Below are 16027 nucleotides of genomic sequence, written 5' to 3'. Positions count from 1 at the left end.
GGTATTCAAGATTGCGATACTGCATGCGATTGCTCTGAAAGGGACGCAGGTTCCGATTGATGAGAAGTATGTGGTCATGCTATAGGCTTGCTGCCATGACATCTGAGCTTCTCCATGCACTGAGTATCGTCCATTTTGTCGCACTGGGCGGGCTGGCCACTTACGGCCTGCACCGCCTGTGGCTGTTGTGGCACTGGTGGCCGATGCGCCATTGCCGCGATCCCAAGCCGCCTGATATTGCCGGTAGGACCCGTCCACGGGTCACCATCCAGCTGCCATTTTACAATGAGCGGTATGTGGCCGCCAGGCTGATCGATGCTGCGGCACGAATGCGATGGCCAACCGACCGGCTTGAAATCCAGATTCTGGATGACTCGACGGATGATACCAGCCGGATTGTCGATCGGTGTGCCGCGTTCTGGAGGGCAAGCGGGATAAACGCCCGCGTGCTGCGCCGGCAAAACCGCATCGCTTACAAGGCCGGCGCCCTGTCCTGCGGACTGGTGCGTGCCAAGGGTGATCTGATCGCCGTCTTCGATGCCGATTTCCTACCGGATGAAGATTTCCTTGTGCGCACCGTTCCCTATTTCGCCGACCCGGCCATCGGTATGGTTCAGGTGCGTTGGGGTTTTCTCAACTCGAGCCACTCATGGTTGACCCGAATCCAGGCGTTGCTGCTCGGACCCCATTTCGGCATCGAACACCGGGTCCGCTGCCACCGGGGGTGCTTCTTCAACTTCAACGGAACGGCCGGGGTCTGGCGGCGGCAGGCCATCGAAACCGCCGGCGGCTGGCAGGCCGATACGGTAACCGAAGATCTGGACCTGAGCTATCGGGCTCAAATGGCCGGCTGGCGGTTTCTTTATCTCAACGATTACGCAGTGCCCTCGGAACTGCCGGTCACCCTGGAAGATTTCCGTCGTCAGCAGCACCGCTGGGCCAAAGGCTCCATTCAAACCGCCCGCAAAATCTTGCCACAGCTCCTTGGCAGCACGCTGCCCGTCTGCATTAAGATCGAGGCGACGTTTCACCTGCTGGCCAATCTCGGCTGGCTGTTGGGCGCCCTGGTTACGCTGACCCTTTATCCCACGATTCTGATACGATCGGGCATCGGTCCCTATCAGATCCTGCGCTTGGATCTACCGTTATTTCTGGGTGCAACCCTTACGATCCTGGCTTTTTTTTTCCTCTACGCCAGTGATCAACGCCAAAGGGAGCGGCTACGCTGCCTGCCGCTGTTGCCCATCTTTACCATCGGCCTTGCGCCCAGCTTGGCGCTGTCCGTGATCCAGGGCATTTTCCAGCGCGGTGGAGTGTTCGATCGCACCCCCAAATACGGCCTTCGGGACGCGCAGCGGTTGCCGGAAGTCCCCATTGCCGATGGTCAGCGCTCGACGCGCTATCTGTTGCTGAATTTGTCGGGCCTGATTTATGCGTTTCTGCCGGTATGGTTCGCCTGGCGCCATGAAACCTGGTTGGCTGTACCCTTCCTGCTCGTGTTTCCCTCAGGTTTCACCCTGGTGATCCTGCAAGCGGGCCGTGAATGGTGGCATGATCGGCGGCTGCGACGCTTCCAGGAAAGTATCCTCGAGGGAGAAAACAGAGAGAAAGCATAGAATGCCTCCCTAACTGCTCTCGAAACGTCGGCCAAACTCTGCCGGCCGGCCAACCGCTACGGGCTCGACCCCGTCGACCGGAACCAGTTTATCGGGTTCCGGCTTGTCTGCCTTCCAGGTCAGTCCGGTGAGCCAGGCAAGCAAGCCGGAGGGTGAGGCGACCGGCGCACCGTCCGTGGAGCAGGTCGCCGGTTGCCTCATCCCGCAGGCGGCTGACCGGGTCTCGGAGCCTTGTAGGAGCGGCCCATGGCCGCGATAAAGGATGTTAAGGCGATTTCTGTCAAAGAATATACCCGCCTGCTTGTCTTTTCATCCGTCTTCTACGTTGGGCGTTTCCACACATAGCCCCACTATGCGTAAAAAAGCCCGCCTTGTTATCGGACCTGATCCAGACTTCTCAAACAGGCTCTTAGGAGTTCGTGCTTTTGGATTTAACCGATGTCGAATTGCAGAAGGTGATTTCACATACGGTTTCCATCCAGTTTTCTATTTGGTCCCGGTATTGCTCCGGGTTGATTTCCATCCCGCAGTCCCTGCAGGCGACTTTGGCAGTGGCTCAACGTCCGTGCAACTCAGCACGACCCCCGCAAAATATGCATTTTAGCTTCGGCATGGTTTGACCCTTAAAAAAAAATCTGCGCCCTCGACACTTTTGGGCTCTCATGGAACACCGCGCTTTCTGATAATTCGTTCTTAGCAAAGTGTTCGGTTTTTTTAAACCACATCAGGTAATGGGCTGTACAGATCCATTAAAGATTTTACCCCTCCTTGACAGAATTATTGGTTGCATTACTATAAAAATAAAAGAAAAAAGTAATGTAATAAATAAGGAGGGAAACAATGAGTGCAAAAAAATGGATCCCTTGGAACTGGTTTAAACCTGATGATCATTTTCAAAGGACGATGGGCCCCTGGCCCGTTAGTAAAACTGCCTAAAAAGGAGGAACACACCATGTTTGCAAGAAGACTCTTCAATTATCCGTCGGTGGGTTGGGACCATCCGTTTGCGGAATTGAATCGCATGTCCCGTCAGATGGACCGCTTGGCCCGCACATTGCGCGCCAGACCGGGGATGCCCTGGATGGCTGCCAAGGTCTTTCCAGCGGTCAATCTCACGGAAGATAAGGAAAAATACTATGTCCGGGCCGAACTTCCCGGTATCAAGGCCGATGCGCTGGATATCCAGGTCCAGAACCGGAAGCTGACCATCACGGGCAAGCGCACGATTGAATCGGAAGGCGAGAACGTCAGGTATCACCGCAAGGAACGGGAGGCGGGCAAGTTTTCCCGGATCATCAGCCTGCCCGGAGACATCGACGCCAACAGGGTTGACGCCAAAATGGTCGATGGCATGTTGACGGTGGCCATCGGCAAATTGGAATCGTCAAAACCGAGGCAGATTACAGTTAATTAACCCCATTTTAACTGAAGGAGGGATACAAATGGCTGATTCCAAAGAACTTCAGGTCAAGGAAAAGCAAGAGGCGGCCAGCCCCGCCGAACAGACCAGACCCGGCGTGGTCTTTACACCGGATGTGGATATTTGCGAGAACGAACAGCAGATCACCTTGCTGGCGGACATGCCCGGTGTCACTCCCGGTGATGTCACGATCGACATCAACGACAACGTACTGAGCATTTCTGGCGAAGTCAAGCCGTTTGAAGAGGGAAATGAATCAGATGTCCTCATCGAGTTTGAAATCGGCAGATACTACCGGCAGTTCACGCTGTCCGAGATGATCGATCAGAGAAGGATCGAAGCCAAGCACGAAAACGGGGTGCTGCGCCTAACCCTGCCCAAAGCGGAAAAGGCAATCCCCCGACAGATCACGGTAACCGCCGGATAATCACGATCTTCTGGAGACCCGGGCCCGACCGGCATCGGGTCACCGTTTGAAACCGGAAATGCGCAGGGTCAGGTTGCCGGATTCAGGATTTTCAAAGCACCTCTCAGAGCCTGTTTGAGAAGTCTGGATCAGGCCCGACAACAAGGCGGAAAGTGGCTCGAAAGCGGAGCATATACGTAATATGTGAGCATTTTGAGACACTTTCCAACGCCGTTAGCGGGCTTTAGACGGATTTATCAAACAGGCTCTCAAACAATCCAGCGCTTGCGGACATTGATTAAGCTCAGCCAGAACAACAGGGCGCAGAATATCACCAGAACGCCAAAATCCAATGCCGGTGGAAAAAGGTTCTGCCCTGCAACGCTCCAGCGCAGGATGTCGACACCGTAAGTCAACGGCAGGGCGTAGGATAATGGCTTGAGAAAAACGGGTAGCTTGGCAATGGGGAAGAACAACCCGCATAAGAAAATCATGGGGAAACGGAAAAAATTGGAAAAGGTCTGCGCCTCGAAGACCTCGCTGACCGCCACGGCGATGAACAGGCCCAGAAACGTCGAGACCACGGCGATCAGCACCACGGCGGGCAAGAATGCCGACCAGGTCGCCTGGGACAGATTGACCAGAAACGCCGCGATGGCCACCGGCACCAGGGCATTGGCCACGCCAAACAAAATCGCGCCGCTGGTTTTGGCCAGCATTAACAGTTCAAGCGGTATGGGCGCCATTAGCAACCGTTCGAATGAACGGTTCTTTTTCTCGAACGTCACGGTGACCGCCAGCATGGAGGTGGTGCCGAACAGGATCGAAACGGCCACCACGCCGGGCAGCAGGGTGAGGATGCTTTTCAGCCCACTGCCGGTTTTGATGAAGAACATGGCCGTCCACGCCAGCGGGAAAATGATTCCCCAACTGACATTGGGCGGCTTCAGGTAGTACGTCCGCATATCCTTGAGCATAATGTTCCAGAATGCGATCCAGATTTTCATCGGCCACCTCCTTTTCGCTCTTTCTCCTTGCGCATGGCCGCCGCCTCGATACCGGTGATGCGTACGAAAATATCCTCAAGGGACGGACGCACCCTTTTGGCTTCGAGCACCTCCGCGGAATGCATTTCCAGCAGCCGAACCAGGGGACCCACCCCAACCGGATGTTCTGCTTCCACGCGGATCAAGCCATTCACCGGCACCGAGAATTCCAGATCGGGAAAAGCCTCGGTCAGCCTGGCGTGAACATCGTCCGGCATGTTTGCGCAGGCAATCTGCAGGACGTGTTTGGCCTTGATCGGCTGGATCAGGCGTTCGACCGTGTCGATGCGCACAATCCGGCCGGATACGATGAATGCAATCCGGCCGCACAGCCGTTCCGCCTCTTCGATGTAATGCGTGGTGAGAAAAATGGTGGTGCCGGCCCGATGCAAATCGGCAATCAGCTGACGAACTTGCCTGGCGCTGCCCACATCGATGCCCGTGGTGGGTTCGTCCAGGAAAAGGATCGCCGGCCGGTGTATGATGCCGGCGGCAATGGTGAGCTTGCGCTTCATGCCCTTGGAATAGCCGGCGAAGCGGCGATCCGCCGCCTGGGCCAGACCAAAAGCATCCAACAGTTCCCGGGCCCGGGCCCGCCTTTCGGTTTTGCCCATGCCGTAAAGCGCTGCACAGAAACAAAGATTATCGAAACCGGTCAATTCCTGGTAGAGGTTGCTTTCGTCCGGAACCACACCGACGAGGTGCTGGGCCGCCTTGGGGTTGGCCGTGCAGTCAATGCCACCGATGCGAATCGTTCCCGCATCCGGCCTTGCCAGACCGGTCAGCATGTTGATGGTGGTGGTTTTCCCGGCACCGTTGGGGCCGAGGAAACCGAATAGTTCACCTTCGCGGACGTTGAAGGCGACACCGGCGACCGCTTCCACATGTTCAAAGGATTTGGCCAGATTCTCGACAACAATAGACTCGTCCATTCTGCTGCTCCTCAGAAGTAATAACGCACCCAGGCTTCCGGCCGCAACTTGTCCGGCTTCTCACCGAATTCGGTCCGTGACGGGCCCACGGGAATACCCACCCGGCAATTGAGTTCCAGGTTGGTCACCGGCGTCCAGGTCAGGCCGGGCTGAAGGTTGAAACTGAAATCCTGCAGGTTGATCATCGACGTTATCCAGGGGGTGAAGTAGAGAATATCGAACGGTTCTTTCTGCGAAATCTTGAGATAGAAGTAATCCTTACCCATATTGCGCTGCTGATAGACCGGGCCTGCAAGCCGGCCGGCGCGTTGCATTGAAGATCTGTCACCAGTGGTCTGCCAGTGGTCGAAGGCCGCCTCCTGGTAGGCGAAAAAAGCTTCCATTTCGTCGCGGTCATATCCGCCGCCGTTGTGGTAATATTCGGCAATGAAAGTGGTGTCCCGGGCATTGAGATAGCGCATTCCGATCAGACAGCTGACCTGATCTTCCCTGCTCGCGGTCGATGGGCCATCCGCGTCGATGACGACGTGGGCGACATCCCGCCGATAGGCCAGCTCACCATGCACCTCCACGTTTTCGGCCAGGTTCCTGGCAAAATCGAAGCCCAGGCTTAATGGTTGGGACGGCCCGTCGTAGCAGATGAAATCAAGGTCGGTGTCATGCCAGAGCAGGTAAAGCTTGACGGCGGCGTTCAGATCGCCGTCGTCGCCGAAGTCCTCATTGGTCCAGTCCTCGATGACCGGCAGCAGCATGGCGGTCAACCCAATGTTGGCCAGCCCGCCTGTGGTGAAGCTCTTGATCAGGTCGACCCCCGCGAAGGTGTTCCCCTCCAGGCTCAGGGTCGGGTCGTCGGGATCCTTGGGCGGATTGATAAAGCCGACCGGGTTCCAGGCGTAGCCCTTGCCCCACAGCACCAGTTTTTTGCCCGCATCGAGGGTCAGGTGCGGGGTGGGCGTCAGCGACACGTACCCCTCGTAAATCTTGTTGATCCATTCGTTTTCCGTGTACGTGTCGGCGAATTCGTGATGGGTCAGCAAGACAGCCTGCAGCATACCGGTTCGGAACCTGCCCGAAAGCTCCGCCGACAGGTGCCAGTCGTGGGCATCGCTGCCGGGATCATCCTGAAACCGGATCAGGCGATAGCGGGCCGAAGTTTCATCGAACCGATGGTAGATGGTGCGGGCCTCCAGCCGGGCGCCCAGCTCGTAGGGTTTCGGCCGCGCCTCCGGAATGGTGAAGTCATACTCACCGGCGGTGACCGTGCCGCAACAGGCAGCCATCACCAATAATACCAAGATCGATTTTGAGATAATGTTTTTCGCAAGGATAGAGGGAGGAATCCGTATGGCAGTCCTGCGACGACCGATAACGCCGTCCAAGAATACTATCTTAAAGTCGATAGACAATTCCAAGTTAGCGCAGATCCTTAATCCGGGGCAGGTAGTTGAGGGTAAAAACTTCATCCGCCAGGCGGCGTTTCTTCAGGTTAGCAAAAATCATGACCGAGCGATACCCCTTATGCAGCGGGCTGTCGGTCTCCATCACCGACGGGCGCCTGACACCGTCCCCGATATCCTTGATCTCCTTGAAATGCAGGGTTTTGATGAGCATGCCCGTGGCCGCGAAGCAATCGATGCGCGTGGGCACCCGTTCCTCCTTGAGCACCCACATCTTCAGCCGGTCATAGGCAACCGCGCCGGTCTTGGCTTTCAGCTCCAGCAGATACTGGCCCTGGTCTTCCTGCAAGGCCGTGACGTCGTACTCGACACTGTAGTCCAGCCGCATGATATCGGCGTTGTTGAAGATGCCGCCCACAATCGTCTGCATGCTGGTGATGCGGATCGGCCGGCCCACATTGGGAATGTAGAGCCACATGTTGTCGCCCAGTCGCAGGGTGGCACGCCCCGCCTCACTGGCCGGGGAGACAAACAGGGTCACGATTTTGTCCTGGTCCTTTTTGAGGAACCAGAGCACGAACTCCTTCCGGCTGCCGTCCGGTTCGATGTTGATGATTTTGCGGTACATTTCAAGGTCGTTTGGCTGGAGGTTTTGGTCCACCTGGGCAAGGATCTCGGTACCGCTCAACGGTTCCCCCCAGGCGGCACCAGCCAGCATGCAGAGCATCAGGACCACCGCCGTGTTCAAGGCTATTTTCATTGGAAACTCCCTTATTGGATAGTGTCTATCCAGAAATAGGCAAATTTGGTCGAGATCAAGGCGCCCGACCAATTTTAGCTCGGGTTTTACCGGAGGCATATGGTTGATATTCCGAGGATAAAACTTTTCGCGCAACGCCGATATCGAGCAAATTGGGCATTTCTGGATGGACACTATATATGGCGCAAGGCATCCACCGGCGCCAGCCTGGACGCCTTGGCGGCCGGCTGCAGGCTGGCCAGGATCGAAACGCCCACAACGATGAGACAGGCCGACGTCAGCTCGCCCGGAGAAACACTGGGCGCCAGGGTAAAAACCTGGTTGGCGCCGCCGAAGGTGACGGCCACCCCTTTGAGATTCAGAATCCAGAGAATCAGCAGACCGATGACCGCGCCGGCCAGGGCGCTGAAGAGCCCCAGGCAGAACCCCTCGGCCACGAACAGGCCCAGAATTCGTCCCGGCGGGGTGCCCATGGCGGCCAGTGTGCCAATCTCGCGCACGCGTTCGTAGACACTCATCATCATCACGTTGAGCACGCTGATCAGCACCACGGCGATCAGGATCGTCCGGACACCCAAGGTCATGATATTGATCATGCGCACCACGTTGTAAAACGGCGTCAACTGCTGCCACGTGTGCAGTTCGAACATGGGTTTGTTCTGCGGGTTGGTCATGGGGTCGAGAATGCCTCGCAAGGCCGCGGCCACCGCTTCGATCCGGTCAAAATCGTTCACCCGTACGGCGACTTCGCTGATTTCACGCGTTTCCATGCGCAGCAGGGCGGCGGCATCGTCGATATGCAGGTACCCGTCCCGGCCGCCCGGCCCCATGAGGTTCTCGACCAGCCCGGCCACCTTGAAGGTCATTCCGTTGACCGATCCGTCCTTGTTGTTGGCCACCAGCACCACGGTATCACCGGCGCCGACACCCATGCCTTTGGCCAGGGCCTCGGGCAGCAGGACTTCGCCGGGGGCCACCAAAAGATCCCCATGGGCGGTATCGCGGATGCGCGAAATCAGCAGCGGCGCGGTGGCCTGCTCTTTTTGCGGGTCGATACCGTTGAGCCGCACATTGGTGGTCTGGGCGTAATTGCTCAGCATGGCGCCGAATTTGATTCGCGGGGAGAAAGCCTCGATCCCGGGGTTTTCGATCAGGATGGCGGACAGTTTCGCATAGGCTTTGGCCGTTAGCATGCGGTCCAGCGGCAGGTTGTCCACACTGGACATGTAGCCCTTGCGGTGGATCTGCAGATGGCTCAGCATGGAATCGGTGATCTGCCCCACGATGGCCCGCTTGAAGGATTCGCTCAGCCCGGCGAATACGATCACCGCCACAATACCGACGACGATCAGCATGCCGGTGAGCAATGTGCGACGTTTGTTCCGCAGCAGGTTTTTCAGTGCCAGACTCAGGATTTTAAGCATGGCGACCCTCCCCGTATGCCGGTGGTTTGTCCAGAAGCCTTCCGTCTTCCAGATAGAAAGTCACATCGGCCTGATCCATGATCCGGGGATCGTGGGTGGAAAAGACGAAGGTGGTGCCGAATTCTTCGCGCATGCGTTTCATTAGGGCCATCACCCGCTGGGCCGTGGCGCCGTCCAGATTGGCCGTGGGTTCGTCCGCCAGGACCAGCTCCGGGTTGCCCACCAGGGCGCGGGCGATGGCCACCCGCTGCTTCTGGCCACCGGAAAGCTGCGCCGGGTATTTGCGAGCCTGATCGGCCATGCCGACCGCCTCCAGTACGCGCTCGACCGCCGGCCGGCGTTGCGCCTTGGGCATATCGCGAATCATCAGCAGGGGATACTCCACATTTTCGAATACCGTGAGCACCGGCAGGAGACTGAAGTCCTGAAAGACGAACCCCAGTTTATTTCCCCGGAACTGTGCGCCCCGGCGACGATCCAGGCGGCTGACCGGCTGGCCCGCCACGATCACCTCGCCGGTGGTGGGGAGGTCCAGACAACCGATCAGGTTGAGTGCGGTGGTTTTTCCGCTGCCCGAAGGCCCCACGAGCGCCGCAAAGGCGCCTTTAGAAATCCGCAAGCTCACCTGGCTCAGGGCGGCTACCTCCACCTCGCCCATGCGATAGCTTTTGGAAACCTGTTCGAAAGAAACAATGTTCATGGTATGAACTCTCTACTTGGGAAACAGACAGAAATTGGATGAAATCGAGGATAACCCGAATGGTCCTGTTTTTCAAGCTTAAGCCCATTATATTGCAGGGTAACCGCATTTGGTAACCTCCATGGAAAACAGTTGTCGCAGGCATGGCCAGCTCTTACAACGCAACCCATTAAACAGCCATATCGTAAGAACGTGTAGGAGCGGTCCTTGACCGCGAAAAATAGGAAACAGTCCAAATGCGGTTACCCTGCAATATATTACCTCTCGTTCCCACGCTCTGCGTGGGAACGTATACGGCCAAGCATTCCCACGCAGAGCGTGGGAACGAGGGGGTAAGTGGACGAAGTTGGAACCAAGCCCCTTTAGAGAGGTTGGACAATGAACACGGCCGCGCTTACCAAACACGACATTTACAACAAACTGGCGGGGCTTTCCGCAAAGGACCTGGCATCAATTGCCGATTTTGTCGATTTCATGCGGTATCAAAAAAAGATCAAGCCCCAAAAGGTGCTCAAGCTGCAGGGCATCCTGAAGGGCCATGACATCGATTTTTCGGATCTGGAGCGGTTCAAGGCAGGATTTCGGATGAGCAGTTTGTGTCTTTAATGGTACTGACTTTCCGGCTGATGGTCAGAAACCTATCTGCAGGGGAACCGCATTTATAATTGTTTCTACGGGATCATGGCAGCAGAAACAGGCTGAAATCCCTCACTCATATATAACACATTGAAATAATTAAAAATATCTAGACATTTGTTGTGAAATGTGCTACCTATTGAAATTATTAATAATTTAATAGGAGGGCACATGAATAAATGTCTATCTATCCCAAAATATTTTGCCAATCTTACTGACCATAGGAGGTATAACCGCCGCCACAAACTTATCGATATCATCACAATTGCAATATGTGCGGTCATTTGTAATGCCGAGGGATTTGAACATATCGCCGAATTTGGCCACGCAAAATATGACTGGTTCAAGCGGTTTTTAGAGCTTCCACACGGAATTCCATCTGCGGATACGTTTGAACGGGTATTCACCATAATCGACCCTAAGGAATTCAAAGCCTGTTTTATGCAGTGGGTAAAAGCCATCAGCCAGTTAGCAAAAGGAGAGGTGATCGCCGTTGACGGAAAAACATTGCGCCGGTCCCATGACAAAAGCAACGGAAAAGCGGCCATCCATATGGTCAGCGCCTGGGCGTGTGCAAATGGGATTGTTCTCGGGCAAGTCAAAACAGAGGAAAAGTCAAACGAGATTACTGCCATCCCGGAACTTCTGAAAATGCTTGAGATCAAGGGTTGCATTGTGACCATCGATGCCATGGGATGCCAGAAAAGAATTTGCGAAACGATTATTGAAAAAGAAGCAGACTACGTTCTTTCTTTAAAAGGGAACCATGGGCATTTACACGATGATGTCCAAGCGTATTTTCAAGATCTCAAGCAGAATGAATTTAAAGACGCCGCGTTTGGTTATCATGAGACCATTGATGGCGAGCATGGTAGAATTGAAATCCGAAAATATTGGACATCATCGGATATCACTTGGCTTCAGGGAAAAGAAAACTGGCGGAATCTGGAGACGATTTGCATGGTAGAGCGTGAAAGGCGGTTTGCCGACAGAACCGAGAATGAGACGAGTTATTACATTGGCAGCCTCGCCAATAACGCCGAGAAATATTCAAACGCCATCCGCAGCCACTGGGGAATCGAAAACAGCCTTCATTGGATTTTGGATGTATCCTTTAATGAAGATGGATCCAGAATTCGTAAGGGCAATGCACCCGATAATTTCGCTGTATTACGGCATATTGCATTAAACCTGATCAAAAAGGAAACATCTCTGAAAAAAAGCATCAAGTGTAAACGACTCAGGGCTGGTTGGGACGAAAACTACCTATCGACGATCCTGGCAGCAGGATAATTTATAAATGCGGTTACCCTGAACCTATCTGCCACAACAATTGACACTCCAACCGATGCAAGCTATATCTCAATAGTTCGACCCTGTTCCAATTAGATTCTTTCAGTATAACATCACAAATTTAATGATACACAGTTTTATCTTAACTGGTTGTTGACGGACGCTTCGCGCAGGTCAACAAGGCCCCGCGGATTTCATCCTCTTGTTGCCCGGAGCGAAGCGCCTAACAGCAAGCGGAGCCACCTGTCAAGGTCTGGGCATGATCCCTTTGGGCTCACCCCCAGACCTTGCAGGTGATCCGCGGGCCGTTAGATTGGCAATTGAATGAAAAGGAGTTCCTCTATGCCTACACCTTATCAAAATATTTTATAGGGGCTATCTACTTCACTGGCCTATAGGAAATTTTACATACTGATTTAACATGATATTTTTCATATATCTATATTGAGGCTTGCTTTTCTAATAAACACCATAAAATCAATTCGTTAATAAACATAAGGGCTAATTAAATGGATAGCCCCTTATTTTATTTAGAAATACCAAAGCTTTTGAGGTCTGGTCCCAAGGCTCATAGAGATATTGCTCGTGAATTAAAAGGTTTATTTCCTGAATATTGTGATGATTCAATTCCTTGCCCACATGTTAATGATAATTCCGGTCATCCTGAATGGGACCACTTAGCTCGGAGTGCAGAACAAGGCCTAAAACGTAAGGGAATAATATTTTATAATCACGCTATAAGAAAATGGGAACTGGTTTAGATTGCATGGAAGAACTTAGGCAACAGATAGAGAAAGCAGATCGACTTGCCGCAATTACACAACGCATCGGATTTGCATTATGGCAAATTCAAGAGCTGGAGGGCGTAACCGCTCAGTATTTTGTTTTGGTGGTGCAGGCCAAAAAAGGAATGGGACTGTTTGCCGGAAACGCTCTTGATGAAAAGGCAAAGAAAAAAACGTTTGGTGCAACTATTAACAAGGTCTCGAAAGCAGGGTTATTAAGTGCCGAGCTTGAGAGCCGTTTTACCAATCTTTTGTCAGAGCGCAATTGGTTGGTTCACCGTTCACGAGCTGACAGTAGGGGTGCAATTCACAGCGCTCTGAAAATGCAACGACTTTTAGCCCGGATTGATAAAATGGCAGAGGAATCGCTCTCACTCTTGCGGGAAATTGGCATCCTCTCTGAAACTCACGTAAAGGAGCATGGCGTTCCTGAGGAATACATCGATAAAAAAGCAAAAGAACTGCTGGAGCAGTGGCATGCATCAGATGTAATCTAACAAGGCAAATTAACTCGGACTGGCAAAAGCGGCGCAGCTTCGCTCTGCGATTTTTGCCATCCGGTTATTTGCAACGTACACGGCCATAGAGCTGCTTTTACGGCTAAATGTTAACGTATTTAACCGAAAGGGATGATAGAATTATGGATCCAGCCACCGGAATGATCCTTGCGGCTGCTCTAACAACTGCAGGTAGCATTACTGCCGCTCTAATCAAGCGTACTGACAAAACGGATGGGATTGAGACTTCTCTTGTCATGCACATCAAGAAGGACCGGCTATCGGATAGGGAATTCCTCCGTGGAGCAATCAACAATGCAATACTACAATTATCCGACATGTTACAAAGTCAAACAAAAGAAATCGTCATTGCGCTTAAGACTGAGAATCTTCGTGAATCGGTCCGCGATGTACAGGCTCACGTGAAAGTCCTCGAGAATCTTCTTGTCCACCAGGACGTTGACGAGCGTCTGAGGACTGAACTTGTGCAATCCATTCTGATTCCGTTGGAAGTTGGGATTCACCGAGTTCAGTTCGGCGACTTGGAGGGCACTGCTGAAGCGATCCGCGATGCTTGCCTTATAACCGGCCTTAGCTCTCTCTTAGCAGCATACGGCTTTCTTGGTCAGGATCGGCCAATTTTAAGGGAACAATTGAGGCAAACAGCAACGAATGCACAGTATAAGCTGTTAGATGGAATTGCTCGTAGAAGCATTGAGATCGGCACAGAAATACCATGGAAACGTCTCCTATTTCAATTGCCAGTGGAAGGGGCACACGATCTTGCCACTGTATATAAGGAAATGGTAGGCAGTGTGCCAGTCTCCCCTTTTGATATAGACGCACTAACTGTTCCACAAATTCGAAAGCAACTGAAAGGTGTACACGATCTCGTTATACTTGAAGATGTTCGTAAACACGAGTTTTCAAACAAGAACCGAACTGGTGCAATAAATGCTATCGATTCAAGAATGTATTGGCTTAAAAGAAACAGTCGTCATTAGAATGTACAAATATCAGTTCAGGCAGTGTAACCAGGCGGCTATGCCCAATGAAGCGACCAATTCGGAAATTCGATTCCAGATCCACCGAGCTGTAGAGAGTCTCGCTATTAAACCTGAGAATGAAAACTGGTGAAAACTGGCGGAAAACTGTATGAAAACTGGGGTCGCCCAAGCAGGATGCTTAATTGGCGCGATGTAAGACCAAAAACAGAGCCGTTTTTTGGTCTTAAACCGATGTTTTTAAGGTCGAAAATGGCGGTTTAAGGAAATCGACTGGCCTCGATCTTAGGAAACGATCTTTAGCTTTTCTCCCATAAACTTGGCCCGTTTCCAGGCGACTTTTTTTGCTCGGAGGCATTCCGGTATTTCAGATATGGTGTAATTCGGAGTCGATTCTTTCAGACAGAAAAATCTTCAATAGAGACTGGTAGGGGACATCACGCTTATTCGCCAGTAATTTCAATTCTTCGATCATTGATTCCGGAAGTCGGATGGAAATTGTACGCGTTGAAGGTTTTAACCGTGAAAAAACAACATCTTCGGCGTCGGACCAGTCAATATAGTCAGAAGCGTCATTATGTTGCCAAAAAAGACGCTCTTCGGCTTCATTTTTAAATTTGGGGGATTTTCTTTTTTTTCATTTTAGATACCTTTCCTTTTCCGCCGCTGTCATTTATCTTCATGAACCTGGGATCAGATTACCAAAGACCGCCCCGACCCGGGGGCGGTCAGAAGCCCCGCCAGAAGTTTAAGCCCCTGTTCCAACCGCTCCCGGGAAGGCTCACATCCCAGGCTAATGCGGACCGCATTGGGTTGTGTCCGTCCCCCCACTGCAAATGCACCCCCGTTCGTCACCAGAACGCCCTGGCTTTGCGCCGCTGAACAAAAGCCTTCCGTCCGCCAGGCGGATGGCAGGGTGAGCCAGATATGAAAACCCTGGAGATCAGCGGACATGGTTTGTCCGGCCAGGATGGTCTTGGCCATGGTCTGGCGCTGGGTTGCCTCGACCTGCTGGTCCCGAATCAGCTTATCGGCCGTGCCGTCGGCGATCCAGCGGTAGGCGACCTCAACCATCAGGGGTGGGGGCATCCAGCAGCTTAGGGTCACGGCCCGGCGCAGGGCAGGCATCAGATCCTTTGGTGCCCGCAGGAATGCCACCCGCAGCCCAGGGGCCAAGCCCTTGGAGCAACTGCTGATATAAATGGTGCGATCCGAGGCCAGGGCAGAAAGGCGAGTTGGGCCCTCCGGCCGGAGCAGGCCGTAAACGTCGTCTTCGATAATGATCAGGTTATGCTTTTCTGCAATCTGGACAAGGGTCTGGCGCCGGTCCTCATCCAGGGTCACCGTGGTCGGTGTTTGAAGGGTGGGGGTCAGGTAGAGGGCACGGGCTTTCCGGCTGCGGCAGACGGTTTCCAAAGATTTGGGAAGTAATCCGTTCCCGTCCATGGCCACGGGATGAACCCTAAGGCCAAGGCTTTGAGCGATGGCGCAAACCGGGGCATAGGTCAGGGATTCGGTGAGCAGAAGATCTCCCGGGCGGGTAACGGCCATGAGCGTCACCAGCGTGCCGTGCTGGGCCCCGCAGGTGATGACAATTTCGTCCGGATCTGCCTTCACCCCGGTGCGGGCCAGCCAGTCGCATCCCCCGTGGAGATGATGGACAAGGCCCTTTTCGCTCTGGTGGTCGAGGAAGGCGCTGAGTTCCGGGGATCCCGACAGCTCCGCAAGGGTGCGGGACAGGTACCGGCCGGACACACTGGGAAAGGGCAGATTCCGGGAGAGGTCTATGGGGCCGCTGCCGGGCCGGGACAGATCCGCCAGGTCCTTCCCGGCAGCCGGGGACCGGGCCAGGCGGACATAGGTTCCCCGCCCCACTTCCCCGTGGAGCAGCCCCCGCTCCGCGCATTCGGCATAGGCCCGGGCCGTGGTGTTGGGGGAGATCCCCAGTTCATAGGCCAGTATCCTGTGGGGCGGCAGCCGGGTGCCGGGGGCAAGGGTTCCCGCGGATATGTCGTCGGTTATGGCATCGACGATCTGCCGGTATTTGGGGCCGGCCCGGCCAGAAAGCTTAGGGGTGTAAATTGCCATCAGTGCAATATTCCTATTGATCT

16 protein-coding genes and 1 pseudogene are annotated in these 16027 nt (G+C 53.8%); 8 read left to right on the top strand and 9 right to left on the bottom strand.

Going from position 1 to position 16027, the window contains the following annotated elements; genetic code table 11:
• The first annotated feature begins 95 nt into the window (after positions 1 to 95).
• Positions 96 to 1616 (top strand): glycosyltransferase family 2 protein, encoded by a 1521-nt coding sequence (locus GN112_RS24625; RefSeq protein WP_155312611.1) that lies wholly within the window; start codon positions 96 to 98, stop codon positions 1614 to 1616.
• A gap of 9 nt (positions 1617 to 1625) precedes the next feature.
• Here GN112_RS24625 and GN112_RS24620 read toward each other — a convergent pair whose 3' ends face one another.
• Positions 1626 to 1817 carry a hypothetical protein gene (locus GN112_RS24620; protein WP_155312610.1) on the bottom strand — a complete coding sequence of 64 codons (192 nt, stop codon included), beginning with the start codon at positions 1815 to 1817 and terminating at the stop codon, positions 1626 to 1628.
• A gap of 751 nt (positions 1818 to 2568) precedes the next feature.
• On the opposite strand from GN112_RS24620, the gene GN112_RS24615 reads away from it, so the two are divergent.
• Positions 2569 to 3030 (top strand): Hsp20/alpha crystallin family protein, encoded by a 462-nt coding sequence (locus GN112_RS24615; protein ID WP_155312609.1) that lies wholly within the window; start codon positions 2569 to 2571, stop codon positions 3028 to 3030.
• Between the two features lie 28 nt (positions 3031 to 3058).
• A complete protein-coding gene (locus tag GN112_RS24610; RefSeq protein WP_155312608.1) occupies positions 3059 to 3463 on the top strand; it encodes an Hsp20/alpha crystallin family protein in 405 nt (134 codons plus the stop codon).
• 248 nt (positions 3464 to 3711) lie between these two features.
• Here the strand turns inward: GN112_RS24610 and GN112_RS24605 are convergent, their stop codons facing one another.
• From GN112_RS24605 to GN112_RS24580, 6 genes are all read right to left on the bottom strand, one after another.
• Positions 3712 to 4449, bottom strand: a complete 738-nt coding sequence (locus tag GN112_RS24605) for an ABC transporter permease (RefSeq protein ID WP_155312607.1) — start codon at positions 4447 to 4449, stop codon at positions 3712 to 3714.
• Positions 4446 to 5420 carry an ABC transporter ATP-binding protein gene (locus GN112_RS24600; protein WP_155312606.1) on the bottom strand — a complete coding sequence of 325 codons (975 nt, stop codon included), beginning with the start codon at positions 5418 to 5420 and terminating at the stop codon, positions 4446 to 4448. Before GN112_RS24600 ends, GN112_RS24605 begins: the two co-directional genes overlap by 4 nt.
• A gap of 11 nt (positions 5421 to 5431) precedes the next feature.
• A complete protein-coding gene (locus tag GN112_RS24595) occupies positions 5432 to 6700 on the bottom strand; it encodes a hypothetical protein (RefSeq protein ID WP_155314378.1) in 1269 nt (422 codons plus the stop codon).
• Positions 6701 to 6833: 133 nt separating this feature from the next.
• Positions 6834 to 7577, bottom strand: coding sequence for an outer membrane lipoprotein-sorting protein (locus GN112_RS24590; protein WP_155312605.1), 744 nt, complete (start codon positions 7575 to 7577; stop codon positions 6834 to 6836).
• 173 nt (positions 7578 to 7750) lie between these two features.
• Positions 7751 to 9001: an ABC transporter permease gene (locus GN112_RS24585; RefSeq protein WP_155312604.1), complete on the bottom strand. Its 1251-nt coding sequence runs from the start codon at positions 8999 to 9001 to the stop codon at positions 7751 to 7753.
• Positions 8994 to 9701, bottom strand: a complete 708-nt coding sequence (locus tag GN112_RS24580; protein WP_155312603.1) for an ABC transporter ATP-binding protein — start codon at positions 9699 to 9701, stop codon at positions 8994 to 8996. The genes GN112_RS24585 and GN112_RS24580 overlap by 8 nt, the downstream gene beginning before the upstream one ends.
• Before the next feature lie 378 nt (positions 9702 to 10079).
• Here GN112_RS24580 and GN112_RS24575 point away from each other — a divergent pair, with 378 nt between their 5' ends.
• The 5 genes from GN112_RS24575 to GN112_RS24555 all read left to right on the top strand — a co-directional run bounded on the left by GN112_RS24575 (position 10080) and on the right by GN112_RS24555 (position 13916).
• A complete protein-coding gene (locus GN112_RS24575) occupies positions 10080 to 10307 on the top strand; it encodes a hypothetical protein (protein WP_155312602.1) in 228 nt (75 codons plus the stop codon).
• A 201-nt stretch (positions 10308 to 10508) separates the two neighbouring features.
• A complete protein-coding gene (locus GN112_RS24570; protein WP_155312601.1) occupies positions 10509 to 11630 on the top strand; it encodes an ISAs1 family transposase in 1122 nt (373 codons plus the stop codon).
• 509 nt (positions 11631 to 12139) lie between these two features.
• On the top strand, positions 12140 to 12391 hold the full coding sequence (locus GN112_RS24565; protein WP_155312600.1) for a hypothetical protein: 252 nt from the start codon (positions 12140 to 12142) through the stop codon (positions 12389 to 12391).
• 5 nt (positions 12392 to 12396) lie between these two features.
• A complete protein-coding gene (locus tag GN112_RS24560) occupies positions 12397 to 12912 on the top strand; it encodes a hypothetical protein (protein ID WP_155312599.1) in 516 nt (171 codons plus the stop codon).
• A gap of 143 nt (positions 12913 to 13055) precedes the next feature.
• Positions 13056 to 13916, top strand: a complete 861-nt coding sequence (locus GN112_RS24555) for a hypothetical protein (protein WP_155312598.1) — start codon at positions 13056 to 13058, stop codon at positions 13914 to 13916.
• 367 nt (positions 13917 to 14283) lie between these two features.
• Here GN112_RS24555 and GN112_RS35420 read toward each other — a convergent pair.
• Positions 14284 to 14529: pseudogene (locus GN112_RS35420) on the bottom strand (BrnA antitoxin family protein); the annotation flags it as partial.
• Positions 14530 to 14609: 80 nt separating this feature from the next.
• The gene (locus GN112_RS24545) at positions 14610 to 16004 is read right to left on the bottom strand and encodes an aminotransferase-like domain-containing protein (RefSeq protein ID WP_155312597.1); all 1395 of its coding nucleotides are present in this window, start codon (positions 16002 to 16004) and stop codon (positions 14610 to 14612) included.
• Positions 16005 to 16027 lie beyond the last annotated feature (23 nt).

The organism is Desulfosarcina ovata subsp. ovata, assembly GCF_009689005.1.
Lineage (GTDB): Bacteria > Desulfobacterota > Desulfobacteria > Desulfobacterales > Desulfosarcinaceae > Desulfosarcina > Desulfosarcina ovata.
The sequence above is the reverse complement of the archived record's forward strand: the minus strand, read 5'-3'. Positions and strand labels throughout refer to the sequence as shown.